This is a genomic window from Sorangium aterium (assembly GCF_028368935.1).
Classification (GTDB): Bacteria; Myxococcota_A; Polyangia; order Polyangiales; family Polyangiaceae; genus Sorangium; species Sorangium atrum.
The window spans coordinates 536,669-560,064 of sequence record NZ_JAQNDK010000004.1 but is presented as its reverse complement, the minus strand read 5'-3'; the positions used below and the strand labels follow the sequence as shown (position 1 = coordinate 560,064).

Below are 23,396 nucleotides of genomic sequence, written 5' to 3'. Positions count from 1 at the left end.
GCGCCGCCGGCCCTGGAGTCCCGGACAACCGCGCAGCAAATCAGCAAGCGCCAGCCTCTTCTTCGGCACTCGCGTAGAGCGCCTCCGCGTTGGGCTGTTACACCAGCGGCGATACCTCGCTACCGGTCATAACCGATGGTTCGTCAGGCCGGGCCCGAGATGGGCCGCCGGCGACCACCTCAGCCGTAGACAGGAGAGAGCTCAGCGAACCATGAGCGCACACGCTCACCGCAAGAACTATCATCCTTCGCCTCGGCGCGAAGGCAGGCTCAGGAGCTCGAGGCATTCTCCGAGGACGACCGGGCAGCTGACCGCCGCGCGCGCCGCGCCCAGCCAGCCGGCCGGCGCGGAGCGGGTCCGCTTCTTCCTCCGGGTGGGCGCGTACTTCAAGGGCGAGTGGGCGCGCCTCGGCGCGCTCGCCGTGCTGGTCTGCGTCTCGATCGCGATCAGCCTGCTCCAGGTGTGGCCCGTCGCCGTGATCGTGGATCTCATCTCGACCGGCCCGCGCACGGGGGACTTCGTCCATCGCATCCTGCTCGCCCCGCTCCCGGACAGCCTGCTCGGCCGCGTCCTCGGGCTCGCGGCGATCACGCTCGTCCTCCGGGTGGCGCAGGAGTTCGTGGGCATGGGCCGCGCCTTGCTCACGTTCCGCATCGGCTATGGCGGGCTCACGCGCGTGCGGCGCGACGTGTACCGGAAGCTTCAGGCGCTCCACATGGGCTATCACCGGGCGCAGCCGCAGGGGGACGCCCTCTACCGGCTCAACCAGGACGCCTCCGGGTGCCACGGCATCCTCAACGTGGCGGTCGCCGTGATGGGGAGCGCGCTGACGCTCGCCGTCATGATCTGCATCATGGCCTCGCGCAGCCTGGAGCTCACGATCCTCGCGCTCGCGGTCGTGCCGCCGCTCCTCCTCACGAACGCCAAGTTCGGGCGCGTGCTGCACAAGAAGTGCACCGAGGCGAAGGAGGTCGAGAGCGAGTTCGCGACGTCCGTCCAGCGCTCGATGGCGTCGATCGGCCTCGTCCAGGCGTTCGGCCGCGAGGCGGACGAGGAGGCGCGCTTCCACACGACGCTGCGCAACAGCGTGAAGGCGTGGCTGAGGCTCCACCACGACGAGCTCCGCCACACGCTCGCCATGGGCTCGATCCTCGGGCTCGGCGGCGCGCTGGTGCTCGGCTACGGCGGCTACCTCATCGTCCAGGCCCGGGCGGGCGGGGGCGAGGCGGGCATGACGCTCGGCGCGCTGACGGCGTTCCTCGGTTACCTGGGCATGCTCTACGACCCGCTCTGCAAGCTGACCGGCGCCGGCGCCGCGGTGCAGGGCGGCGTCGCGGGCGCGCAGCGCGTCTTCGAGGTGCTGGACCGCGACCAGGCGGTCGTCGACAGGCACGACGCGGCCCACCTCCCGCCGCAGCCGCGCGCGCTCTCGCTCGATGGCGTCGGGTTCGAGTACCGCCCGGGCCACCCGGTGCTGCGCGGGGTCGACGCGACGATCCGGCCGGGCGAGATGGTCGCGTTCGTGGGCTCGGTCGGCGCCGGCAAGACCACGCTGCTCGGCCTGCTGCCGCGCTTCCACAACCCGACCTGCGGGGCGCTGCGGCTCGACGGCATCGACACGCGCGCGATCCGCGTGGCCGACCTGCGCCGGCACATCGCGCTCGTCCTCCAGGACAGCATCCTCCTGCCGGCCACGATCGCGGAGAACATCGCCTACGGCCGCCCGTCCGCGACCGACGCGGAGATCCGGATGGCGGCGGAGATGGCGGGGGCGGCCGGCTTCGTCGAGGCGCTGCCGGACGGCTACCGGACGGCGATCGCCGACGGCGGGCTCAACCTGTCGACAGGCCAGCGGCAGCGCATCGCGATCGCGCGCGCGCTGCTGACGGACGCGCCCATCCTCGTGATCGACGAGCCGACCGACGGGCTCGACGCCGAGCACGAGCGGACCATCGGCGAGGCGCTGCGCGCGCTGAAGGGGAAGCGGACGATCGTCCTCATGAGCCACCGCCTGAGCACGGTCGTCGACTGCGACCAGATCTTCGTGATGGAGCGCGGCCGCATCGTCGAGCACGGCGGGCACGGAGAGCTCCTGCGGCGGGGCGGCGTCTACACCAAGATGGCCCGCTGGCAGCACCTCCACACAGGCCACGCCCCGGCGAAGAGCAGCCCGCGCCGCGTCCAGCCGGCGCCGTCGCCCGACGCGTACCGCGGCGAGGACGGCAGCTGGGCCGATGGGCTGATGGGCTGAGCGAAACGTCGGCAGGACGTAACAGAAACTCAGCTGAACACAGCGGAGGCGGTGACGGAGCCGCCTGGACGCCAGCGCGCGCAGCGGACAGAAGCGCGCGCAGCGGACAAAAGCGCGCACAGCATCGCGCGGCGCCGCCGCCGCGCTTTTGGGCGCCGTCCGCCGCCACGAGGCCGCGGGGACGTGATAGAGCAGATGGGGCGCGCGCGGGCCGCGCCTTCGCCGGATCGCCATCGATGCTGCGGGCCACGAACATCGACAGCTTGAGCCGCGAAACGTTCGACGTCCTCGTCCTCGGCGCCGGGATCAACGGCGCCGTCGCGGCCGCGGCCCTCGCCGCGCGGGGGGCGAAGGTCGCGCTGATCGATCGGGGCGACTTCGCCGGATTCACCAGCCAGGAGTCGTCGAACCTCGCCTGGGGCGGCATCAAGTACATGGAAAGCTTCGAGTTTCCGCTCGTGCGGAAGCTCTGCACGTCGAGGAACCTCCTCCTCAGGAGCTACCCGTCGTCGGTGCAGGAGATCCGGTTCTACGCCGCGCACGAGCGGGGCTTCCGCCACGGGCTCTTCAAGCTCTTCCTCGGCACCTGGCTCTACTGGATCATCGGCAGCTTCTTCACGCGCATCCCTCGCCTGCTCTCCCGCCGGGCGATCGCGCGGGAGGAGCCGATCATCAACCTGGACGGCTGCGACGGAGGATTCGAGTACTCCGACGCGTACCTCGTCGACAACGACGCGCGGTTCGTCTGGGGCTTCGTGCGCGCGGCGCTCGATCACGGCGCGCGGGCGGCCAACTACGTCGAGTCGCTCGGCGCGCGGCGCGAGGGGGGCGAGTGGATCACGCGCGCCCGCGACGTCCTGTCGGGCAGGGAGCTCGCCATCCGGTCGCGCGTGCTCGTGAACGCCTGCGGGCCGTTCGTGGACGCGCACAACGAGCTGACGGGCCAGCGGACCAGGCACCGCCACATCTTCTCGAAGGGCATCCACCTCATCGTGGATCGGCTCACCTCGAGCCGGCGGGTGCTCACGTTCTTCGCGGACGACGGCCGGCTGTTCTTCGTGATCCCGATGGGCTCGAGGACGTGCATCGGCACGACCGACACCCGCGTCGAGGGCCCGCGCGCGGCGGTGACGCCCGAGGACCGGCGCTTCGTTCTCTCCAACATCAACAAGCGCCTCGACCTGCCCCGCCCCCTGACCGAGGCCGACGTCATCGCGGAGCGCTGCGGGGTGCGCCCCCTGGCCGTCGAGGGCGGCGGAGACGGCGAGGACTGGCTTCAGCTCTCGCGCAAGCACGCCCTCGAGGTGGACCGGGCGCAGGCCCACGTGAGCATCTTCGGCGGCAAGCTCACCGATTGCATCAACGTGGGCGACGAGGTCTGCGCCGCCGTGCAGCGGCTCGGCGTCGCGCTGCCCCGCCCCGCGCAGCGCTGGTATGGCGAGCCGGCCGAGGCGCTTCGTAAAGAGTTCTTTCACAAGGCGCGCGCCCTCGATCTCGACGCGCTGACGCCGCCGCGCGCCTCGGAGACGCTCAGCACGCGGCTATGGCGCCGCTATGGCGCGCAGGCGCTCGGGCTGCTCGAGGACATCCGGAGCGACCCGAGGATGGCCGATCCGCTGATCGAAGGGGCGGAGGACCTGCGCTGCGAGGTCGCCCACGCCGCGAAGCACGAGATGATCGCGAAGCTCGACGATTTTCTGCGGCGACGCACGAAGATCGCGCTGTTGCTCCGCCGCGACGCGCTCGCGAGGTCGCCTGGCCTCCGCGAGGCGTGCAGGCTCCTCTTCGGGGACGAGGCCGACAGGCGGCTGGAGGAGTACTTCCAGGAGCACGGCGGCGGCCGCCTCGCGGAGGGGAAGGCGCCCGCCGCGGCGCTGCCGGTCGGGTAGCGATTGCGCCCCGGAGCCTGATCAGGGGGCTCCAGCGCCGCCCCGCCCGGCTCATCGCGCCGGCGCGCCGCAGATGCGGTGGACCAGCTCGAGCAACGGCTCGATCTGGAGCGGCTTCTTCAGCAGGCCGGCGACGCGCAGCCGCGACGCCTCCTGCTCGACCCGCACGTCGGCGGACACGATCACCACCGGGATCGACGCGAGCGCCGGGTCGCGCTGGAGCTCGGCGCGGAGCTGCCAGCCATCCATGATCGGCATCATCAGATCGAGCAGGATCAGCGCGGGCGGCCCGTTTCGCCGCAGCAGCTCGAGCGCCTCGGCGCCGTCCGCCGCCTCCTCGACGTCGTACCCCTCGAACACGAGGAGCTGCGTCAGAATGCTCCTGATATCCAGATCGTCCTCGACGACCAGGATGCGCCCCGTTTTCTCGATCATGACCGAACCTCACGACCGGACTGCGCCACGCGGCGCGCTTCCTCAGCCGACCCGCCGAGCAGCCCAGCTGCGGCCCTGACCGATCGAGTGTTCATGGGCCCGGTGACGCAACTTGAGCGACCGCCGCGGCCGTGGCAAGCGGTCGATCCCGCGGAGCGGCCCCCGTAGCGCTCCGACGCACGGACGACGCGCACCCTGTCGGAGCCCGTCCGCCACGGACGGCGGCGCGTCGCGCTCGCCGCCGCCGCGCGGCCGCGCCTACTGAGCGGCCTCCTCGGGCGACTCGTCGGAGGCCCCGCCCGAGGCGGCGCTGCGCTCCTCTCCGGCCCGCGCGTCAGCGTCATGGACAGGCAAGAGCACGCGGAAACACGCACCCTTGCCGACCTCGCTCTCCACGTCGATCTCGCCCTGGAAGCTCGTCACGATGCCGTGGCAGATCGCGAGCCCGAGCCCCGTCCCTTCCCCGATGGGCTTCGTCGTGAAGAACGGGTCGAAGATGCGGCTCCGCAGCTCCGGCGCGATCCCGGGCCCGGTGTCGCACACCTCGATGCGCACGCGGCCGGGCGGCGCGGGGGCGGTGGAGATCCGGATCTCGTTCTCCGACACCTTCCCTTCCGGCAGCGCCTGGGCGGCGTTCACGAGCAGGTTCAGGATCACCTGGCCGAGCTGCGCCTCGTTCGCGTGGACGGGCGGCACCGGGCTGAGCTCGAGGACGAGCCGCGCCTTGCTCTGTATCTGCTGCTGCGCCATCCGCAGGACCAGCTGGATCACGGGGTCGACGTCGACCGGGCCGAGCTCGCCGTCGTCGGCCCGCGAGAACGTCTTCAGGCCGCCCACGATGTGCCGTACCCGCGAGCCGCCCTCCGCGGCCTCGTCGAGCGCCGAGAGGAGCGCGTCGAGGCGCGCGCCGGCCCCCTTCGCGCGGAGCTCCTTGCGCGCGAAATCGACGTTCGCGACCATGTACGCGAGGGGGTTGTTGATCTCGTGCGCCACCCCGGCGGCGAGCGTGCCGAGCGAGGCCATGCGATCCGCGAGCTGGAGCCGCGTCTCCATCTGCCGGCGCTCCGTGACGTCGGACACGGCCCCGAGCATCCGGTAGGCCCTGCCGGTCGCGTCGCGCAGCACGATGCCCCGGTCGTGGACGTCGGCGTAGCTGCCGTCCGCGAGCAGGCACCGGTACCACAGCTCGAACGTGCTCTCGTCCCCCTCCATCGCGCGCCGCAGGCCGTTCATCACGCGATCGCGATCCTCGGGGTGGACCCGCTCGAACCACCACACAGCGTCCTCTTCGATGTCCGCGCCGCCGGTGCCATAGAAGCTCCGCATCCGCTCGCTCCCGGTGACGCGCCCCGACGAGAGATCCCAGTCCCAGAAGGCGTCGCTCGTGGCGCGCACGACGAGCCGCATGCGCTCCTCGCTCGTCCGGAGCGCGTCCTCTGCGGCCTTGCGCGCCTTCATGTCGAAGGCGAAGCAGACGCCGCGATCGCGCGCCCCCTCGACCAGGGCAGGCGCGATGAGGACGGGCACGCGCCGCCCGTCGCGGGCCAGGAACTCCTTCTCGAACGGCGGGCAGACGCCGTTCTTCAGGACCTCCGAGAGGGCGCGCTGGTCCGCGGCGCGGTGCTCGGGCGGCGTGATCGCCATCCAGTTGAGGCGCCCCGCCTCGACGTCCTCGCGCGTGTAGCCCACCATGCCGAGGAACGCGTCGTTCGCGTCGAGCACGCCCCCCGCCGCGTCCCACACGAAGAGACCGATCACCTCGGCGGACGCGTCGCGAAAGGAGCGCGCGGCGCGCTCGAGCAGCGCGCGCTCCGCGGGCGCCCGGTCGGCCACGTGCGCCGACGGCCGCCGCACCCACCACACCGCCGCGTCGAGCTGGATGGCGATCGACGGCTCGAGCGCCGCCGCCACGACCGTCGCGCCCGCCTCGAGCAGCGCCGTGGTCGCGCCCGCGCTCCCGGTGACGGCGACCACGGCCACGCGATCGCCCCCGGGCGCCGCGCGCAGCCGCCGGCAGAGCGCGAGCGTGTCCTCGAGCGGCCCCTCGTCCGCCAGCACGGCCACGTCGAACGGCTGAGTCGCCAGGAGATCCAGCCCGGCCTCGACGTCCCGGGCCGGGACCGCGACATAGCCGCGCGCCGCGGCGAGCGCCTGCGCAGCGCCCGAGGGGCCGCCTGGGAAGATCAAGATCCTGGGTGCCTGTGCTCCCGCCACGCGCGCAACATCCCGCGCGCGGCGCGCAGACGCAATACCGGCGCGGAGATCATCTACGTTCCCGCACGTCCCCGCGCGCTCCCCGTCTACCCCCGCTTCACCCGACCCCGGCCCTCCGGTCGTCGAACCATTGCCATGCGTTCGCGAACCCAACGCGCTGGGATGATTTCTTGTAACAGAGGAAGTAGAGCCTTCCGCCCTGAACACCGCACTCCGTGCGGTCTTTCCAGCAGGTGAGGAGATCCGGGTCCACGGCCGGATTGCTCGAAACCACCGTCCCTTCCTCGAGCTCCTGTGTCCCGGCGAGGTCCGGGCAGGCCGCCGGGCCGGAGGTCACCGGCATGCCCACGGTGCGCGATTCCACGCCCGTGTTGAAGAGCGCCTCGGCCACCCGGCGCACGGCGGCGGCGCGATCTGGACCGCAGAGAGAGAGGATATCGAGGCTCGCGCGATCGACCTGGACGAGAATGAAGTTGCGCCCCTCGGTGACGGTGAGCCCGAGCCCGCCCGCGGCGTACTCGTGGCGGAGCAGGTCGGGCGTATCGTCCGTGGCGGCATGGAACGCGTGGCGCGCCCTCACGCCCTCGCCGTGCGGGTTGAGCTCGTCCCTGAAGATGGAGTCGCACCAGTAGAACGACTCCGCGCGCGCCTGGGCCGGCACGTCTTCGAACCGCTCGACGGGCGTGAAGCCATCCGGGGCGACGCGCGCCACGGCCGCGAGCCACCCCGTGATCCTCGCGTCGATGTCTTCTTTGTGAAATGCGTGCGCGCTCATCCCCAGCCTCCATTTCTGTAGGTCGCCACGATCTGCTCGACGCGGTACCCGTCGTCCGGCGCCGAGCTGAACCAGATGAGCCCCCAGAAGACGCCCAGGATGGGCTCCACGGAATCGAACACGCCAGCGCCCCCCGCGTAATACCTCGTCACGCCGCCGTGGGAGAACTCGAGGGCCGCCTCGTACCGGTTGAGCCCCGGGCTGAGCGACCCGTCGGGCAGGCGCGTATGGGACGCCGGGTAGGTCCTCCCCACCTCCACCGGCCCATCGACGAGCGCGGCGCGCCACACGCGGCCGCCCTCGACCTTCGTGGCGTCGAGCCCCGCCCACGGGTTCTGCTCGACGTCGGCCGACAGCGTCTTGCGCCCGCCGCCGACGTTGGGGTCGCCCCAGACGACGACCATGCGCGTCCGCCCCGGGATCCCGAGCTGGCGCAGCATGCCGCGGATGAGGCGGACGATCGCCTGGCACTCGCCGCTCTCCTCCACGTAATCCGTCATCGGCCAGGCGCCGCCCTCGTCGTTCATGTACGTCGGGTGATGGTACTTCCGGGGCACCCTGGGGCTCGGCAGGAGCGTGTACGTCGGGAACTTGACCATGATCCCTTCCACGATCTCGTGGGGATCGAGGGTATCGAGCGGCGCGATCCAGGAAACCGCCCTGTCCATCCGCTTCAAGGTCACCCCATCTTCCTGCCAGACCTCCTGTCTGTCGGTCTGGGGCCTGCCCATCGTGACATACACGACGTTCGAGGTCTGAGCGGGCGACACCGTAGCTCCCGCGCCTGCCGACCAGCTCAGGGCGAGGTTGAATTTCTGGATCTTCCTCCCGAGCTGCCGCGAGGAGAAGAGATCGAACGGCGCGGCGACGGCCCCGTGACCGCGGCTCTCGAGGACGATGCCCCCCGGCCCCACGGCGCGGATCTCGGCCGCCGCCGCGCTGAAGGCGTCGCGCGACGAGAGCCCGAGCCGGACGACGATGTGCCGGCCCATCGAGATCGAGAGGGGGACGGCGCCCCGCGGCGTCCACTCCGGCCGGGGGCACAGGGGTCCTTCGTTCCTCCAGTCTTGCTCTTCGTTGCAGTCCTTCAGGAGACCGTGATCGGACCTGAACTCGATGGAATACAGCGCGATGGACTGCGCGGCATCGGGCTGCGGGCTCTCCGGGGTCGGATCCGCCATATCGACCTTCCTCGCTCGCGGCGCTCATGCACTCGACTCTTGCCGAGCCACACGCCGTGTCACGACGATCGTAGTGCGCGAGGCGGCCGGGCCAAGTCGGGAGTCGACGCAGGGGACGACGGCGCTCTGCCGGCCGCGCCGCCACCCGCGCGCCCGCCCCGCCCCCCGCCCGCCGCGCCCCGCCTCTCGGCCGAGCCCGCGCGCGGCCTGCGCGCGCTCTCCAGGGAGGCCGGCCGCGGCGCGAGCCGGGTTCCTGCGGCCGCGCGTCCGAGCTAGATTGCGCGCATGTCCAACAGCCTGCTCATCGTGCATGTGCACGTACGTGTCAGACCCGAGCTCGTCGACGCATTCCGGAGCGCGACGATCGAGAACGCACGCGAGAGCGTCAAGGAGCCGGGGATCGCCCGGTTCGACGTCGTCCAGGACACCGAGGATCCCGCGCGGTTCGTGCTCGTCGAGGTCTACAGGACCAAGGAAGCGCCGGCCGCACACAAGGAAACGGCGCATTACCAGCGGTGGCGGGACACCGTCGCGGAGATGATGGCCGAGCCGCGGACCAGCCGGAAATACGTCAATGTCTTCCCTGACGACGCGGAGGTTTGACATGGCGCCTCCCGGACATGAACCCGCCTTCGAATTCGCCACCGCGACGCGCATCGCCTTCGGCGCGGGCAAGATCGCCGAGGTGCCCGCGGCCGTGCGGGGCCTCGGCGGGACGCGGGCGCTCGTCGTCACCGGGCAGGATCCCGGCCGCGCCGCGCCGCTCCTCGCCGCGCTCGCGGCGGCGGGCGTCGCCGCGGTGCGCTTCCCCGTCGCGGGCGAGCCGACGGTGGACATCGCCCGCGAGGGCACGTCGCGGGCCGCGGCCGAGCGGTGCGACGTCGTGGTGGCGCTCGGCGGCGGCAGCGCGATCGACGCCGGCAAGGCGATCGCCGCGCTCGTCGCGAACGGCGGCGACCCGCTCGATTACCTGGAGGTCATCGGCCAGGGGAGAGCGCTCTCGACGCCATCCGTGCCGTTCGTGGCGATCCCCACGACCGCGGGCACCGGCGCGGAGGTGACGCGCAACGCCGTGCTCGCCTCGCGGGAAGCCGGCGTGAAGGCGAGCCTCCGCAGCCCGCACATGCTGCCGCGCCTCGCGGTGGTCGACCCCGACCTGCTCGCGGGCGCCCCGCCCGGGGTGCTCGCCTCGAGCGGGCTCGACGCGCTCTCGCAGCTCATCGAGCCGTTCCTGTCGAGCCGCCGCAACCCGCTCACGGACGGCCTCGCGCGCGAGGGCATCCGCCGCTCGGCGCGCTCGCTGCGCCGCGCGGTCCTGGAGGGCCCCGACGCGCCGGCCCGGGACGACCTCGCGATCGCCAGCCTGCTCGGCGGCCTCTGCCTCGCGAACGCCGGCCTCGGGGCGGTCCACGGCTTCGCGGCGCCCGCGGGGGGCATGTTCGACGCGCCGCACGGCGCGGTGTGCGCCGCGCTCTTACCTGCCGTCCTGGAGGTCAACCTGCGGGCGCTCCGAGCGCGCGACCCGGCTCACCTCGCGCTGCCGCGCTTCGACGAGCTGGCCGCGCTCGTCACGGGCCGCGCCGGCGCCGTCGCCGAGGAAGGGATCGCCTGGGTCCGCGAGCTCTGCCGTGACCTCGCGATCCCGGGGCTCCGGCGCTACGGCATGGGTGAGGCGGACCTCCCGGCGCTGGTCGCGAAGGCCAGGGCGGCGAGCAGTATGAAGGGGAACCCGCTGCCGCTCACCGACGAGGAGCTGTTCGACATCGCGGCGGCGTCCTTGTGATCGCGGCGCCGGTGGTATCATCGTGGGGTGGCAAGCCCCTACCGCACGAGGCCGTCTTTTCCGCCGCCTGTCCGGTCGATCGATCAACGGCGGCGGATCAGCGCGGCGAGCCTCGTGTTCGGCCTGCTCTGCGGCGTGACGGGGATCTCGCTCGCCGACGAGGGTCGGGCAGAGTGCACGCTGCTGTTCACGGGCGTCTGCGGCTTCGTCTTGCTCCTCCAGCGCTAGGGTGCACGCTAGCCTTGACCCCACCCCCGATAACCGGAGCTCGATGAAGAACGATCCCGCCCCGAATCCCACCCTCGACGCCATGCTCGCCGCCCAGCGCATCGCGTTTGCGCCCGTCATGTTCCAGGTGGCGCGGGTGATGCGAAACCGCGGCGTCCTCCGGGCGCTCCAGCGCGCCGGCAAGGGCGGCAGGACACCGGCCGAGGTCGCCCAGGACACCGGCCTCTCCGCCTATGCGGCCAAGACCTTGCTGGAGGCGAGCCTGAGCTTCGGCCTGGTGGAGCGCACGGGCGCAGGCGGCGCGAACGTCCAGGCAGAGCCGCGAGAGCGTGGCGAGCGCTACACGATCACGCGGGTCGGGCTCATCGTCGAGAATGACAGGATGACCCGTATCAACATGGATTTCATCCATGACGTCTGTTACGAGGGCATGCGCTTTCTCGACGAGGCCATCGAGGGCGGCAAGCCGGCTGGCCTGAAGGTCTTTGGCGAGTGGCCGACGGTCTATGAGGCGCTCCCGGCGCTCCCGCCGAAGGTGAGGGAGAGCTGGTTTGCGTTCGATCACCTCTACTCCGACTCCGCGTTCCCCGAGGCGCTGCCCATCGTGTTCGAGCGCAGGCCGAGGACGCTCCTCGACATCGGCGGCAACACCGGGCGGTGGGCGATCCAGTGCTGCACGCACGACCCCGACGTGCGTGTCACGCTGCTCGACCTGCCGGGCCAGCTGGAGGACGCGCGCGCCAACGTCGAGCAGCACGGCCTGCTCGGCCGGATCATGGGCACCCCCATCGACTTCCTGGATCACGGCCAGGCGTTCCCGACAGGCTTCGACGCCATCTGGATGAGCCAGTTCCTCGTGTGCTTCTCCGAGCCGGACATCGTCCAGATCCTCCGGCGGGCCGCGTCAGCCATGGGGGACGAGACGGTGCTCTGGATCCTCGACACGTTCTGGGATCGGCAGACGAACGAGGTGGCGGTCCACTGTCTGCACGGCTCTTCCCTGTATTTCACGTGCCTCGCGAACGGGAACAGCCGCATGTACAGCGCCGCCGATATCCGGCGTTGCGTCGACGAGGCAGGCCTCGTCGTCGAGGCGGAGATCGATCACCTCGGCCTCGCCCACACGCTGCTCCGGTGCCGCCGGCGCGACGCGCCAGCGGGCAAGCGCGCGTGAGCGTGTCGGGGAAGCGACGCGCATAGCAGCCTGGACGATCCCGACCCCGGAGCGAGCGGCGACACCACGGATGAGGCGGCTCGGGGCGGCGTGCCCCGGTCCGTCGCCGGCGCGGCGTGGCCTGCGTTGCGCCGCGGCGATGACCGGGCGGGGCGCGCTCGAACGGCTTTCGCTGGCGGCCCTCGCGTAGCATAGTGGGGCGACGCCGCCACGGCGCCGCGCTGCGCCATGGGCCCACAAGGAGAAACCGTCGTGTCCCACCCCCCGCTCACCCAGCTGTCCGACGAGGAGCGCCTCTTCCGCGACTCGGTGCTTGATTTCGCCAGGAAGCGCGTCGCGCCGCGCGCGGCGGCGATGGACGAAGAGGGCGCGCTCGACCACGATCTGCTCCCTCCGCTGTTCGAGCTCGGCCTCATGGGCATCGAGATCCCGGAGGCGTACGGGGGCTCTGGAGCGGGCTTCTTCAGCGCGATCCTCGCGATCGAGGCGCTCGCCGTGGTCGACCCGAGCGTGAGCGTGCTCGTCGACGTGCAGAACACGCTGGTGGCCAATGCGTTCCTCCGCTGGGGCAGCGAGGCGCAGAAGGAGAGATACCTCCCGCGGCTGTCCCGGGACTGGGTCGGCTCGTATGCGCTGAGCGAGGCGGGCTCCGGCTCGGACGCGTTCGCCCTCGCGGCCCGCGCCGAGCGCCGAGGCGACCGCTGGATCCTGAACGGCCGCAAGCTCTGGATCACGAACGCGAACGAGAGCTCGGTCTTCCTTGTGTTCGCGAACGTCGATCCGACGAAGGGCTACAAGGGCATCACGGCCTTCGTCGTCGAGCGATCGTCCCCGGGCTTCTCGGTCGGCAAGAAGGAGAACAAGCTCGGGATCCGCGCCTCCAGCACGTGCGAGCTCGTCCTCGAGGACTGCGAGGTGCCGGAGGGCAACGTGATCGGCGAGGTCGGCAAGGGCTACAAGATCGCCATCGAGACGCTGAACGAGGGCCGGATCGGCATCGGCGCGCAGATGCTCGGCCTGGCCGCCGGGGCGTTCGACCACGCGATGCGCTACATGGGCGAGCGGAAGCAGTTCGGGCAGCCGATCGCGAGCTTCCAGGGCGTGCAGTTCCAGTATGCGCGCGTCGCCATGGAGATCGAGGCCGCGCGCCTCCTCGTCTACAACGCCGCGCGGCTCAAGGACGCGGGCCAGCCGTTCGTGAAGGAGGCGGCGATGGCCAAGCTGTTCGCGTCCGAGGTGGCCGAGCGGACGGCGTCGCTCTGCATCGAGTTCATGGGCGGCGTCGGCTTCACCAAGGACTATCCTGTCGAGAAGCTCTACCGCGACGCGAAGATCGGGAAGATCTACGAGGGGACGTCGAACATGCAGCTCTCCACGATCGCGAAGCTGCTCCAGGCGGGATACGACGCGAAGGGCTGAGCTGGGGAGTTCGCCCCCGCCCCGACACCGATGTTGCCCTCAGCGTCTCCGCTTCCATGACTCGGGTCTTCGGCGCGTGTGAAAGCACGCGACGAAGACGACGACGTCATCCATCAGACGAAAGAACAGCCCATAGGGGAAGCGCCGGACGAGCGCTCACCGTGTTTGGCGGTGCAGAACGGCGTAGGCCGTCGGCGCCTCGACGACCGCCTGCATCGCCGCGCGGACCTCCACGAGGAACTCCTCTCCTAGCCCGTCGCGCTCTCGCTCGTACCAGGCATATGCTCGCGCGATGTCCGCCGCGGCAGCGGGCCGAACGAGGTACGGCCTCACCGTGACCGAGCGCGCGCCTGGGCGACGACCTCATCCCAGGTGAGCCCGACTGGCCCCTCGGCCTCGAGCTCATCGAGGCGCCGATCGAGCTCGACGCGCTGGGCGTCGCTGAGCGGCAGCGCGTCAGGGTCTCGCCCGAGGCTCGCCCATAACTCGTCGAGGAGGTCGAGCTGCTCGTCGCGGCTCAGTCGGGTGATGTCCAGCGCAGCCCTGCCCATACGCCCGAAAGTATCGCACGGAGCGCCCGCCGCAACAATCCGCCGACGGCCTCCCGGGTCACGGCAGCTGCCGCTTGAGATCGGCGAGCGAGCGGCGCGTCGACACCTGCTGCGGCAAGATCACGTCGCGCACCAGGGCGTGCGACTCGGTGTCGAGCTCCTCGATGTCGTCCCGGTAGTCCTTCAGGCCGTGCTCCTCCCCCTCGGCCAGCGCCGAGAGCGCCGTCTTGTGGCCGAGCGCCACGGCGGTCCCCTCGACGGCCTTGGCGAACGCGCCCCATGGCCCGGAGCTCGCCGGGGGGTCGCCTCCGAGCTCCTCGATCCGCCGGCGCAGCACCTTCACCCGCGCCTCGTGCGACGCAAGGTTGAGCCTGAGGTGGTGAGCCACCCAGCCCTGCCGCGCCGCGGCGATGGCCTGACGGTAGGTCTCGACCGCGGACATCTCCCCGCGGCAAAACGATTTGAGCTGCTCGATCGAGTCATCGTCGATGAGTCCGTCCAGGCCCACGCTCTCGTCTGCGAATGCGACCGGTTCCATGGGTACTCTCCTGCGATATCTGGTGAACCCCCGATTCCTCTCCTCCTTACCTCCCGAGCTGGGCCTCCACGCCGTACGTCCACGCAGGAGCCGCGATCGCCAGGGATCGTCGCCACTGCTGGAAGGCGCGCGCCCCCGTTGCCTCAGGGGTACATGTTCGCCTCGTACCGAATCAGTCTCGGCTGAACTCTTTCATTCCTTCCAAGTCCCGTTCCAATGTCCAGGGCTTCTCGGGATGAAACGAGCTCAGCCATCCGGCGGGCTCCCTCCAGCGGCGATGCGGAGCGCCGTGCGTCGGCGGGCTCACAGCGCGGCGAACACGCGGGCTCCCTTGCCCGTGCCGCAGAAATCGCCGTTGCCTGCCTCTCGCAGGATCGCGCGCAGCGCCGCGGCGTCCTTCTCGTCGCGCGCGAGGGCGCCGAGGAGCATCGCGCCTTCCTTGAGGCGCCTCTCGACCTCCGGCGCGCTGTGCTCGGGGATCCCGGCGTCGACGAGCACGCTGCTCAGGCTGGCCGTCTCGCTCGCCGAGCTCGCGTCCGCGAGCCTCACCGCGATGGGGCCGGCCACGGCGAGCCGCAGCCCCGGGACGACGAGCCCCGCGCTCGCCGAGGCGAGGATGGAGGTCAGCGCGCTCCCGTGCGAGGCAGCGCCCTGCGTGCGCGAGCGCGCGAAGTGCTGGCGGCGAGCCGCCTCGCTCACGATGGCGCAGACGTCCCGTCGCGTGTGCCCGCTGTCCAGGATCCGCCGGACGGCGTCCTCGGCCTCCTCACGTGCTCGCACCATCCCGGTGATCAACCTCTGGTTCGCCATGCAGACCTCCTTGGCTGAGGGCTCACGCCGCTCGCGCTGATTTCCTGGGAACATCCGCGCAACACGAACCGTACCGCGCGCGTATCCGGCGGGAGATCGCGGAGCCGCCCGCGACCCCAACAACAGCCCCCGTCGCGTCCGCGGCACGATGCCACAGCGAGGCGATCACGCTGTGACGCAACGACACGGCAGACTCGTCGCGAGCGGCGCGGCGAGGCGCATCCCCGCGCGGCCGCTGCAGCGCTCGCCGTCGGCGCGGCTCAGGCCGCTGCGCGCCGTTCCCTGGCCGGACGCTTCGCGCTCTTGCCGGCTCGCCGCGCGTTCACCGCGCGCACCGCGCGAACGCTCTCGCGGAGGCGGGTCACGAGCGGCGCGGCCTCTCGCTCGCCGAAGCCGCGGACGATCCGGAGCATCTTCGCCTCTTCCGGCCGGAGCGCCGCGAACGCCCCGTCCGCGACGGCCTCTTCCGCGTCGATCAGGGACTGCAGGGCGCCCTCCGTATAAGCGCGGATCACGGCCGGGTGGACATAACAACGCTGGCAGACCGCGCGCGTGTTGCCCAGCCGGGCAGACACCCTGTCGATCACCTGCGCCACGCGCTTCTTCACCTGGCGGACCGAGGTCGCGACCTCCATCTCGCAGAAGAACGACGCGCACAGCACGGTGCCGGTCCAGGTGCGGAAGTCCTTCGCGGTGAAGTCCTGGCCCGCGACCGAGCGCAGGTACTCGTTCACGTCGTCCGAATGGATCCTTTGCCGCCGGCCCTCGCCGTCGATGTACTGGAACAGCTCGTGGCCGGGCACGTCCTGGCAGCGCTTCACGATGCGCGCGAGCCGGCGATCCCGCACCGTCAGCGTGTGCTCCTTGCCGCCCTTGCCCCTGAAGTGGAACCTGATGAGACTCCCCTCGATCTCGACGTGCTCGTCGTGGAGCGTGGTGAGACCATACGAATCGTTGTCGCGCGCGTACTCGTCGTTCCCGACGCGGATCGATGTCTCGTCGAGCAGGCGCACCACGGCCGCCAGCACCTTCTCGCGCGTCAGGCCAGGCAGCGCGAGATCCCGCTCGGCCGCCGCGCGGATCGCCGGGAGCGCCGCGCCGAACGCGAGCATGCGATCGTACTTCGTCTCGTCGCGGACCTCGCGCCAGCGCGGGTGATACCGGTACTGCTTTCTGCCGCGCGCGTCCCGCCCTGTCGCCTGGATGTGCCCGCGCTCGCTCCGGCAGATCCACACATCGGTCCACGCGGGCGGGATCGCGAGGCGGCGGATCCGCGCGAGCGTCGCCTCGTCCTTGACGGGGCGCCCGTCGGCGTCGACGTAACGGAAGCCCTTGCCCGCCCCTCGCCTGGAGATCCCCGGCTCACCGTCGTTCACGTACCGGAGCCCGGCCGACTCGGCGGACTCGATCGGTGACGGGGTGAGCTGTCCTGTCCCCGCGAGCTCGACCGTCTCGACGGACTCGACCGACACGCTGACGCGGCGCCGGCGGAGGACGACGCCGCTCGCGGCTGCGCGCCTCTCGCGGCGCGGAGCGCTCCGCGGGCGGCGCCTTTTACGGGTGGTCATGGCGCTGCCGCTCTGCATGGCGCGGACCGCTCAGAGGGCCCTCCTGCGCGACCAAGCCCGGGGCGCGCCGCCGCGCGCGCTCGCGGTGCGCCTCATCGATGCACCGCCTCACCTCGGCGTCGATCGCCGCGATCGCCATCCGGTTGAACATGCGCAGCGGCAGCGGCATGTCGATCGCGAAATCGACGGCCCTGGGCCGGAGCTCGAGCCGCCCGGAGAGCGTGAAGCCCTTGAAGGAGAGGCCGAGATGCGCGCGCCGCTCGTCGCTCCAGAGAATGGAGGGAGCGTACTCTGCGTATCGATCGCAATACTTCGCCATCGCCCGCAGGACGGCGGTCTTCGCTTCTTCGTCGTTCAGGTCGTGATGGACAGTGTGGTTCATGATGACCTCGGGTGATGGCTGGAAAATTGGCTCCGCCGGGCATTGACGACGCGCACGCGCACGCGCACCCGCGACAGGCTCGCCAGGCCCAACGTTCGCGGGATTAGCAAGCCGGGTGCCTGTCGGGTCCGACGGGGGCCGAGCGCTCGCGGCTGGGCCATTTCTGGGCGCCTGCGCGCGGGACCGGGCCCGCCCGCGGTCCGCGCATGGCGAGGTTCGCCACGAGCGGGGCAGATCGCCACGGTTGGCCTTGAGCCCGCCCCCTCGCGCCGCGGCTCAGCTCGCGGCATGGCGCGTGCGATCCATGCGATCATGCACGCGCTCCTGCACGAAGCCGCCGCGCTGAAGTCTCCACCTGCGCTCAGCGCGAGGCTCGGGCCACGGGCGAAAAGGGCGCTGAAGGCGCTGCTGATCCTGCCTATCGCGCTCTGGCTCGGCTACGTCGTCGTCGTGAACGTCATGCTGAGCACGGGGCTCGTCGCGAGGCTCGTCAGCTACAACCCCGTCGACGCCTCGCTCTATTACGGCTCGGCGTGGAGCCTCTGGCCGGGCGTCGTTCACGTCGAGGAGCTCCGGCTCAGCGGCTCCGACAGCGTGCTTCAGTGGGCGGTGGAGCTCGACGAAGCGGACGTCGATATCCACCTGACCGATCTCCTCCGGAAGAAGTTCTATGCAGAGGACATCCGCGCCAGAGGCTTCGTGTTCCGGATGCGGATGCTCGTGGATCCGACGAGCGAGCGCGATCTGGAGGCGCCGCACATCCAGGCGCTCCCGCCCATCCCGGACTTCGCGAACCCTCCGCTCAAGCCGGAGCTGCCGCCGAAGCACGATCTCGAGAACTCCGACGAGGGTTACAACCTCTGGACGGTGCAGCTGGAGGACATCGACACGACGCTCAAGGAGGTCTGGATCCAGCAAGTCAGGTATGCCGGCGGCGGCCGCGTGCGGGGAGGGTTCTATTACAAGCCGCTCCGCGCCGTTCGCGTCGGGCCCGTCGCGCTGGAGCTCCGGTCGGGCGAGGTCCACGTCGCCGATCGCGTCGTCGCGCGGCTCGACGCCGACGCCGACGTGACGATGAGCACGTTCGATCCGCGGGACGTCGAAGGGCTCGACGTCCTCGATACCACCTGGGCGCGCGTCCGCCTCGACACGCAGCTGCCGGGGCTCGATTTCATCCACCTTCCCGGGGGCGAGGGCGCCGGACCCAGGATCGAGGACGGCAGCGGAGAGCTCAGGACGAACCTCGTCGTGAACCGGGGGAGCGTCGAGCCGGGCAGCACCGTGTCCTACGAGACGAGCCGCCTCGTGGCCTCCACCCCGTCGCTCCGCGCGACCGCCGAGGCGCGCGCGGCGCTCCGCGTCGACGAGCGCGGAGCGCCGCGCCTCGCGGTGACGCTGCCCCGCGCGACGCTCGAGCGCCCGGGGAGCGGGCTGCCGCCCATCGTCGTGGAGAGGGCGAGCGCCACCTTCGACGCGCCGGAGCTCCACCTCCTGCGGCTCCCGCCGGGGTTCGCGTCGAAGGTGGAGGTCGTCGCCGCGGCGATCCCGGACCTGCGCTGGCTGAACGCCGAGGACGCCGCGCCGGACGCGCCGCGGTTCACGGGCGGCGCAGCCTTCGCGCGGAGCAGCCTGGAGGTCGACCCGCTGGGCCGGGGGACGGGCTCGCTGAGCCTGCTGTTGAAGCACGGCGCCCTGCAGTGGAAACAGACGAGGGTGAAGGGCGACGTGGCGGCCCGCATGAAGCTCGACGCGGCGAACGTCTTGAATCCGACAGCCAAGCTGCGGGAGGGCCGCATCGACATCGAGGACCTCGCGATCGAGCACGAGGGCGAGGCGATCCCTGGCTGGTGGGCGCACATCGACATCGAGGACGCCGAGGTGAAACGGGGGCTCACAGAGGCGGCGGTCCGGGTGGAATGCAAGGACGCGCGGCCGGCCGTGATGCTGCTCGACGCCGAGGATGCCATTCCCGGCTGGGCCGCGGGGCTCCTCACGATGGAGGGGCTCAAGGCGTCCGCGAAGGTGAGGCGCGCGGACGGCGGCGTCGATTTCAGGCTGCTGGAGGCGAAGGGGGGCGATCTCGCGATCCGCGGGCGGCTCACGAAGTCCGACGGGCAGACCGCCAGGGGGGCGTTCCTCGTGAAGAGTGGGCTGCTCTCGGTGGGGATCGCGCTCGATCGGGACGGGGCCGGCGTGCACCCCCTCGCAGGCGACGACTGGGTAAACGAGAAGATGACCGCGCTGGGCAGGTGATCCCGCCGGACGGCGGCCGCGGGCCATGCGACCGCCGCGCGGCCCGGCCCTGCGCATCGGAGTGGGCCGCAACGGCATCATCAATCATCACACTCGATCCCCCTCTGTGGTCATTACCGGGAGATTCGCTGTGTAATACGGCATCTCGGGCGAAATTCTCCATCCGGCCTTCCCGCTGAACGCCGTGCGACCGTGCGACGGCGCAACCGTACAACCGTACAACCGCGCAAACGTACAAGGCGTACGACCTCGGCGCCGCATCGCATCTCACGAGGCTCGACGCTGGGTTCCGCGCCGGGTTAGTCTCTGCTTTGCTCAGCCCACCAGGACGCAGCGGTCCGTGTCTCGAGCGGCGGGGGCACGAGAGAAGGACGCGTGAACTGAGCAGGAGGAACTTGGTATGTGCCAGAAGCTCTGTGGAAATGACTCGAACCACGACCGAGAGCCAGGCGAGGCGGGCTCCTCTCGTCGCCGGTTTCTCGCGGTGGGAGCTTCAGCCCTCGGCGCTGCGGCGGCCTTCTCGACTCCCGCGGCGGCGACGGGAAGGGTGGAGCACGATGATGACATGCCGCACGGGACCGGCGCCCCGCACCGGCGTTACATCCTGAGAGGCGGCGCCGTGCTCAGCATGGATCCGAACGTGGGGGACTTCGCCCAGGGCGACGTGCTCGTTCAGGGCAAGAAGATCATCGCCGTCGGGCCGCACCTCCACGCCCCAGGCGCGGAGATCATCGACGCGACGGGCACGATCGTGATGCCGGGGTTCGTCGATACCCATCACCACCAGTACCAGACCGCGCTGCGGAGCTTCCTCTCGGACGGCCTGCTGGCCAACGACGGGCTGCCGCACGGCGAGAAGAACTACCTCGACTATATCCACTTCACCATCACGCCGGTCTTCCGGCCACGGGACGCCTTCCTCGCCGTACTCGCCTCCTCCCTCAGCCAGCTGGATGCCGGGGTGACGACGGTCATCGACACGTCCCAGGTGGGCCATACGCCGGAGCACACCGATGCCGTCATCCATGGATTGCAGGAGTCGGGCCGTCGCGCGCTCTTCGTGTACTCGCCGGGCGCGGGCCCCGGCAACATCTTCCCGAACGATCTCGATCGGATACAGAGCCAGTACTTCTCCTCGACCGACCAGCTCCTGACCCTGGCGATGGGCGGGGAGGTGTTCGACCCCGCGTGGCGCGACTACTGGGCGATCGGGCGCCAGCACGGCCTGCCCATCGTGACCCACCTCGTCGGCAGCATCGGCCAGGGGACGCTCATCGAGCAGATCGAGAGCGAGGGCCTGATGGGGCCTGATCTCGAGTTCATCCACGCCAGCGCCATCTCGGAGGCCTCCTGGCAGGCGATCGCCGACGCGGGCGCGAAGGTCTCGATCGCGGCCCCGATCGAGATGACCATGCGGCACGGCACGCCTCCGATCCAGGCAGCGCTCGATCATGGAGTCCAGCCCGCGCTCAGCACCGACGTCGAGTGCACCATGACCGCAGACTTCTTCACCCAGATGCGGACCGTCTTCACGCTCCAGCGGGCGCTCATCAACGAGCGGGCGCTGGCCGGAGAGACGGATCTGCCCGAGCTCCTCACGTGCCGCGATGTCATCCGCCTGGCCACGGTCGAGGGGGCCCGGGTGGCCGGTCTCTCCCACAAGGTCGGTTCGCTGACGCCGGGCAAGGAGGCCGACATCATCCTGCTGCGGGCGGATGCCATCAATGTGGCGCCGCTCAACAACGTGCCGGGTGCCGTGGTGACGCTGATGGACCGCAGCAACGTGGACACGGTCATCGTCGCGGGGAGCATCAGGAAATGGCGAGGCAAGCTCGTCGGCGTGAACTTTGGCCGGCTCCGCGCCGGCCTCGAGGCGTCCCGGGACTACCTCCTCGACGCGGCGGGCGTCGAGCGCGTGCTCTTCTGAGGCGGTAGCCGCCGCGCTCCGGGGAATGAAGGGGGCAGGATCCCGAGAATCGACCCGCTCTGGAGCAACAAACGGGTTGAAATCGCCAGAGAAGAGCAGAATTTCAAACCGCCAAAAGACACCAAAAGACCTTTAAATAGTGTTCTGTTCTTGGCGTCTTTTGGCGTCTTGGCGGCTCATTTCACGCTCGATCAAGGGGATCGGCATTCTAGCCGCGAGCCTTCTCACGAACGGCGATCTGACGGATCGCCTCCTCGATCGCCCCCGCGACGCCGCGGATCCGCGGAACGCGCCGCAGATCCCGGTGGACCACGAGGTACACGCTCACCGTCGGGAGCGGCGTCGGGCAGACGAGCCGTCGCAGCCCGGGCACGTCACGCGCGAGCGCGTCCGCGAAGATGAAGATGCCCTGGGACTCGCTCGCGGCCGTGAGGAGCGCGTCGTCCGAGCTCGAACGGAACGGGAACCGACGCGCGCCGCGGGCGACGAGCCACCGCTCCTGCTCGGACTCCCGGCCCGGCCCGTCATAGCCGACGAAGTCGTGCCGCGGGAAGTCCGCGTCGCGGAGGTGGCCGTCGCGCAGGTGTCGCTCGACATACTCGTTCGAGGCCCAGAGGCCGTACGAGAACGTGCCGAGGCGCTTCTCGACGAGCGCCTTCGACGACGAGCGCACCGTCCGGACGCCGAGGTCGGCCTCACGCTTCGCGACGTCCGCGAGGCGCGCCTCCGAGGCGAGCTCGATCAGCGTCTCGGGGTGGATGCGCCGCCACTCGGAGAGGACCTTCGCCATCGGGCGCGCGAAGCTCTCCTTGACCGAGACGCGCACAACGCCCTCGAGCGACTCGACGCCGCGCGCGTCCCTCCCCTCGACGCGGAGCTCCCTCTCCATGCCCTCGGCGAGCGCGACGAGCGCGCGCGCCGCCGGATCGATCGAGGTGCCGGCGGTCGTCCGGTGCACGAGCTTCCGGCCGAGCGCGAGCTCGAGCGCGTCGATGCGCCGCCCGACCGTCGAGGTGGAGAGCCCGAGCGCCTTGCCCGCGCCGAGGAAGCTGCGACGTCGGTCGACCTCGAGCAGCACGCGGAGGTCGTCCCAGGAGAAGGCGTCGTTTTTCATCCGTGGAACTCCGATGCCCGAAGATGTCCGTTCTCGCGAACCGACCCAGAGCTTACACATGGAGGCATGACGCGACACCCCTTCGAGAACCGGAACGCCCTCGTCACTGGCGCCTCCACCGGCATCGGCGCCGAATTCGCCCGCCAGCTCGCCGCGCAGCGATGCCACATGATCCTCGTCGCCCGCTCGCGCGACAAGCTGGAGGCGCTCGCCGCCGAGCTGCGCGCCGCGCACGGCGTCCGCGTCGAGGTGATCGCCGACGACCTCACGAGCGCGGGGGCGATCGGGCGCGTGCACGCGGAGGTCGCGCGGCGCGGCGTGACCGTCGACCTCCTCATCAACAACGCGGGATTCGCGACCCACGGCCGCTTCGAGGAGACGCCGATCGAAAGGCAGCTCGAGGAGATCGCGCTCAACGTGAGCGCCCTCGTCGCCATGACCCACGCGTTCCTGCCCGACCTCGTGAGGACGCGCGGCGCGGTCCTCAACGTCGCGTCCACGGCGGCGTTCTACCCGATCGCCTCGATGGCGGTGTACGGGGCGACCAAGGCCTTCGTCCTCTCGTTCAGCGAGGCGCTCTGGGCCGAGCTCGGCGAGCGGGGCGTGAAGGTGGTCGCGCTCTGCCCCGGCGCGACCGAGACGCCGTTCTTCGAGATCGCCGGGGAAGCCGCGGCCGTGGGCGCGAAGGCGAAGGCGAGCGACGTCGTGCAGCTCGGCTTGCGCTCCCTCTCGACGGGGCGAACCCACGCCATCCACGGCCTCGGCAACTACATCCTCTCGAACCTCGCGCGCTTCGTGCCGCGCGCCATGGCGGCGCGCCTGACCGCGGAGGTCATGCGGAAGAACCAGGTGCGCGCCCTGCCGGCCAGGGCGGCGAGCGCACGTCCCTGATCGGCGCTCGGGC

The 23,396-nt window shown here is 70.9% G+C and carries 20 protein-coding genes; 10 read left to right on the top strand and 10 right to left on the bottom strand.

Features of this window, described 5'->3' with window-relative positions; genetic code table 11:
• Positions 1 to 211 precede the first annotated feature (211 nt).
• Both POL72_RS33535 and POL72_RS33530 read left to right on the top strand, forming a co-directional pair.
• Positions 212 to 2,251, top strand: coding sequence for an ABC transporter ATP-binding protein (locus POL72_RS33535; protein ID WP_272100856.1), 2,040 nt, complete (start codon positions 212 to 214; stop codon positions 2,249 to 2,251).
• A 236-nt stretch (positions 2,252 to 2,487) separates the two neighbouring features.
• Complete coding sequence (locus tag POL72_RS33530) at positions 2,488 to 4,140, top strand: glycerol-3-phosphate dehydrogenase/oxidase (RefSeq protein WP_272100855.1); 1,653 nt, start codon at positions 2,488 to 2,490, stop codon at positions 4,138 to 4,140.
• A gap of 51 nt (positions 4,141 to 4,191) precedes the next feature.
• Here POL72_RS33530 and POL72_RS33525 read toward each other — a convergent pair whose 3' ends face one another.
• The 4 genes from POL72_RS33525 to POL72_RS33510 all read right to left on the bottom strand — a co-directional run bounded on the left by POL72_RS33525 (position 4,192) and on the right by POL72_RS33510 (position 8,745).
• Positions 4,192 to 4,575 carry a response regulator gene (locus POL72_RS33525; protein ID WP_272100854.1) on the bottom strand — a complete coding sequence of 128 codons (384 nt, stop codon included), beginning with the start codon at positions 4,573 to 4,575 and terminating at the stop codon, positions 4,192 to 4,194.
• Positions 4,576 to 4,833: 258 nt separating this feature from the next.
• Positions 4,834 to 6,762, bottom strand: coding sequence for an ATP-binding protein (locus tag POL72_RS33520; protein ID WP_272100853.1), 1,929 nt, complete (start codon positions 6,760 to 6,762; stop codon positions 4,834 to 4,836).
• 124 nt (positions 6,763 to 6,886) lie between these two features.
• Positions 6,887 to 7,564, bottom strand: coding sequence for a hypothetical protein (locus POL72_RS33515; protein ID WP_272100852.1), 678 nt, complete (start codon positions 7,562 to 7,564; stop codon positions 6,887 to 6,889).
• On the bottom strand, positions 7,561 to 8,745 hold the full coding sequence (locus tag POL72_RS33510) for a hypothetical protein (protein WP_272100851.1): 1,185 nt from the start codon (positions 8,743 to 8,745) through the stop codon (positions 7,561 to 7,563). The genes POL72_RS33515 and POL72_RS33510 overlap by 4 nt, the downstream gene beginning before the upstream one ends.
• Positions 8,746 to 9,030: 285 nt before the next feature.
• On the opposite strand from POL72_RS33510, the gene POL72_RS33505 reads away from it, so the two are divergent.
• From POL72_RS33505 to POL72_RS33485, 5 genes are all read left to right on the top strand, one after another.
• On the top strand, positions 9,031 to 9,348 hold the full coding sequence (locus tag POL72_RS33505) for a putative quinol monooxygenase (RefSeq protein WP_272100848.1): 318 nt from the start codon (positions 9,031 to 9,033) through the stop codon (positions 9,346 to 9,348).
• A gap of 1 nt (position 9,349) precedes the next feature.
• Entirely contained in the window at positions 9,350 to 10,528 is a 1,179-nt protein-coding gene (locus POL72_RS33500) for an iron-containing alcohol dehydrogenase (protein WP_272100846.1), read from the top strand.
• A gap of 27 nt (positions 10,529 to 10,555) precedes the next feature.
• On the top strand, positions 10,556 to 10,756 hold the full coding sequence (locus tag POL72_RS33495; protein ID WP_272100844.1) for a hypothetical protein: 201 nt from the start codon (positions 10,556 to 10,558) through the stop codon (positions 10,754 to 10,756).
• A gap of 43 nt (positions 10,757 to 10,799) precedes the next feature.
• Positions 10,800 to 11,930 (top strand): class I SAM-dependent methyltransferase, encoded by a 1,131-nt coding sequence (locus tag POL72_RS33490; RefSeq protein WP_272100842.1) that lies wholly within the window; start codon positions 10,800 to 10,802, stop codon positions 11,928 to 11,930.
• A gap of 252 nt (positions 11,931 to 12,182) precedes the next feature.
• A complete protein-coding gene (locus POL72_RS33485; RefSeq protein ID WP_272100840.1) occupies positions 12,183 to 13,349 on the top strand; it encodes an acyl-CoA dehydrogenase in 1,167 nt (388 codons plus the stop codon).
• 329 nt (positions 13,350 to 13,678) lie between these two features.
• On the opposite strand, the gene POL72_RS33480 is transcribed toward POL72_RS33485, so the two are convergent.
• From POL72_RS33480 to POL72_RS33460, 5 genes are all read right to left on the bottom strand, one after another.
• The gene (locus POL72_RS33480) at positions 13,679 to 13,900 is read right to left on the bottom strand and encodes an addiction module protein (RefSeq protein ID WP_012233798.1); all 222 of its coding nucleotides are present in this window, start codon (positions 13,898 to 13,900) and stop codon (positions 13,679 to 13,681) included.
• A 58-nt stretch (positions 13,901 to 13,958) separates the two neighbouring features.
• A complete protein-coding gene (locus POL72_RS33475) occupies positions 13,959 to 14,438 on the bottom strand; it encodes a DUF2383 domain-containing protein (protein WP_272100837.1) in 480 nt (159 codons plus the stop codon).
• A gap of 303 nt (positions 14,439 to 14,741) precedes the next feature.
• Complete coding sequence (locus POL72_RS33470) at positions 14,742 to 15,248, bottom strand: hypothetical protein (protein WP_272100835.1); 507 nt, start codon at positions 15,246 to 15,248, stop codon at positions 14,742 to 14,744.
• A 260-nt stretch (positions 15,249 to 15,508) separates the two neighbouring features.
• Positions 15,509 to 16,816, bottom strand: coding sequence for a DNA topoisomerase IB (locus POL72_RS33465; protein WP_272100833.1), 1,308 nt, complete (start codon positions 16,814 to 16,816; stop codon positions 15,509 to 15,511).
• Positions 16,803 to 17,198: a polyhydroxyalkanoic acid system family protein gene (locus POL72_RS33460; RefSeq protein ID WP_272100831.1), complete on the bottom strand. Its 396-nt coding sequence runs from the start codon at positions 17,196 to 17,198 to the stop codon at positions 16,803 to 16,805. The genes POL72_RS33465 and POL72_RS33460 overlap by 14 nt, the downstream gene beginning before the upstream one ends.
• Before the next feature lie 312 nt (positions 17,199 to 17,510).
• On the opposite strand from POL72_RS33460, the gene POL72_RS33455 reads away from it, so the two are divergent.
• The gene (locus tag POL72_RS33455) at positions 17,511 to 19,451 is read left to right on the top strand and encodes a hypothetical protein (RefSeq protein WP_272100829.1); all 1,941 of its coding nucleotides are present in this window, start codon (positions 17,511 to 17,513) and stop codon (positions 19,449 to 19,451) included.
• A gap of 565 nt (positions 19,452 to 20,016) precedes the next feature.
• A complete protein-coding gene (locus POL72_RS33450) occupies positions 20,017 to 21,378 on the top strand; it encodes an amidohydrolase family protein (RefSeq protein WP_272100827.1) in 1,362 nt (453 codons plus the stop codon).
• 208 nt (positions 21,379 to 21,586) lie between these two features.
• Here the strand turns inward: POL72_RS33450 and POL72_RS33445 are convergent, their stop codons facing one another.
• Positions 21,587 to 22,492 (bottom strand): LysR family transcriptional regulator, encoded by a 906-nt coding sequence (locus POL72_RS33445; protein ID WP_272100825.1) that lies wholly within the window; start codon positions 22,490 to 22,492, stop codon positions 21,587 to 21,589.
• Between the two features lie 66 nt (positions 22,493 to 22,558).
• Between POL72_RS33445 and POL72_RS33440 the strand changes: the two genes are divergently transcribed.
• Positions 22,559 to 23,383, top strand: a complete 825-nt coding sequence (locus tag POL72_RS33440) for an SDR family NAD(P)-dependent oxidoreductase (protein ID WP_272100824.1) — start codon at positions 22,559 to 22,561, stop codon at positions 23,381 to 23,383.
• Positions 23,384 to 23,396: the final 13 nt, after the last annotated feature.

Bases quoted from the DNA above. Each gene is read 5' to 3' on its own strand.
- POL72_RS33535 (WP_272100856.1), top strand. From the start codon at position 212: ATGAGCGCACACGCTCACCGCAAGAACTATCATCCTTCGCCTCGGCGC.
- POL72_RS33530 (WP_272100855.1), top strand. From the start codon at position 2,488: ATGCTGCGGGCCACGAACATCGACAGCTTGAGCCGCGAAACGTTCGAC.
- POL72_RS33525 (WP_272100854.1), bottom strand. From the start codon at position 4,575: ATGATCGAGAAAACGGGGCGCATCCTGGTCGTCGAGGACGATCTGGAT.
- POL72_RS33515 (WP_272100852.1), bottom strand. From the start codon at position 7,564: ATGAGCGCGCACGCATTTCACAAAGAAGACATCGACGCGAGGATCACG.
- POL72_RS33510 (WP_272100851.1), bottom strand. From the start codon at position 8,745: ATGGCGGATCCGACCCCGGAGAGCCCGCAGCCCGATGCCGCGCAGTCC.
- POL72_RS33505 (WP_272100848.1), top strand. From the start codon at position 9,031: ATGTCCAACAGCCTGCTCATCGTGCATGTGCACGTACGTGTCAGACCC.
- POL72_RS33500 (WP_272100846.1), top strand. From the start codon at position 9,350: ATGGCGCCTCCCGGACATGAACCCGCCTTCGAATTCGCCACCGCGACG.
- POL72_RS33490 (WP_272100842.1), top strand. From the start codon at position 10,800: ATGAAGAACGATCCCGCCCCGAATCCCACCCTCGACGCCATGCTCGCC.
- POL72_RS33480 (WP_012233798.1), bottom strand. From the start codon at position 13,900: ATGGGCAGGGCTGCGCTGGACATCACCCGACTGAGCCGCGACGAGCAG.
- POL72_RS33475 (WP_272100837.1), bottom strand. From the start codon at position 14,438: ATGGAACCGGTCGCATTCGCAGACGAGAGCGTGGGCCTGGACGGACTC.
- POL72_RS33470 (WP_272100835.1), bottom strand. From the start codon at position 15,248: ATGGCGAACCAGAGGTTGATCACCGGGATGGTGCGAGCACGTGAGGAG.
- POL72_RS33465 (WP_272100833.1), bottom strand. From the start codon at position 16,816: ATGACCACCCGTAAAAGGCGCCGCCCGCGGAGCGCTCCGCGCCGCGAG.
- POL72_RS33460 (WP_272100831.1), bottom strand. From the start codon at position 17,198: ATGAACCACACTGTCCATCACGACCTGAACGACGAAGAAGCGAAGACC.
- POL72_RS33455 (WP_272100829.1), top strand. From the start codon at position 17,511: ATGCACGCGCTCCTGCACGAAGCCGCCGCGCTGAAGTCTCCACCTGCG.
- POL72_RS33450 (WP_272100827.1), top strand. From the start codon at position 20,017: ATGCCGCACGGGACCGGCGCCCCGCACCGGCGTTACATCCTGAGAGGC.
- POL72_RS33445 (WP_272100825.1), bottom strand. From the start codon at position 22,492: ATGAAAAACGACGCCTTCTCCTGGGACGACCTCCGCGTGCTGCTCGAG.
- POL72_RS33440 (WP_272100824.1), top strand. From the start codon at position 22,559: ATGACGCGACACCCCTTCGAGAACCGGAACGCCCTCGTCACTGGCGCC.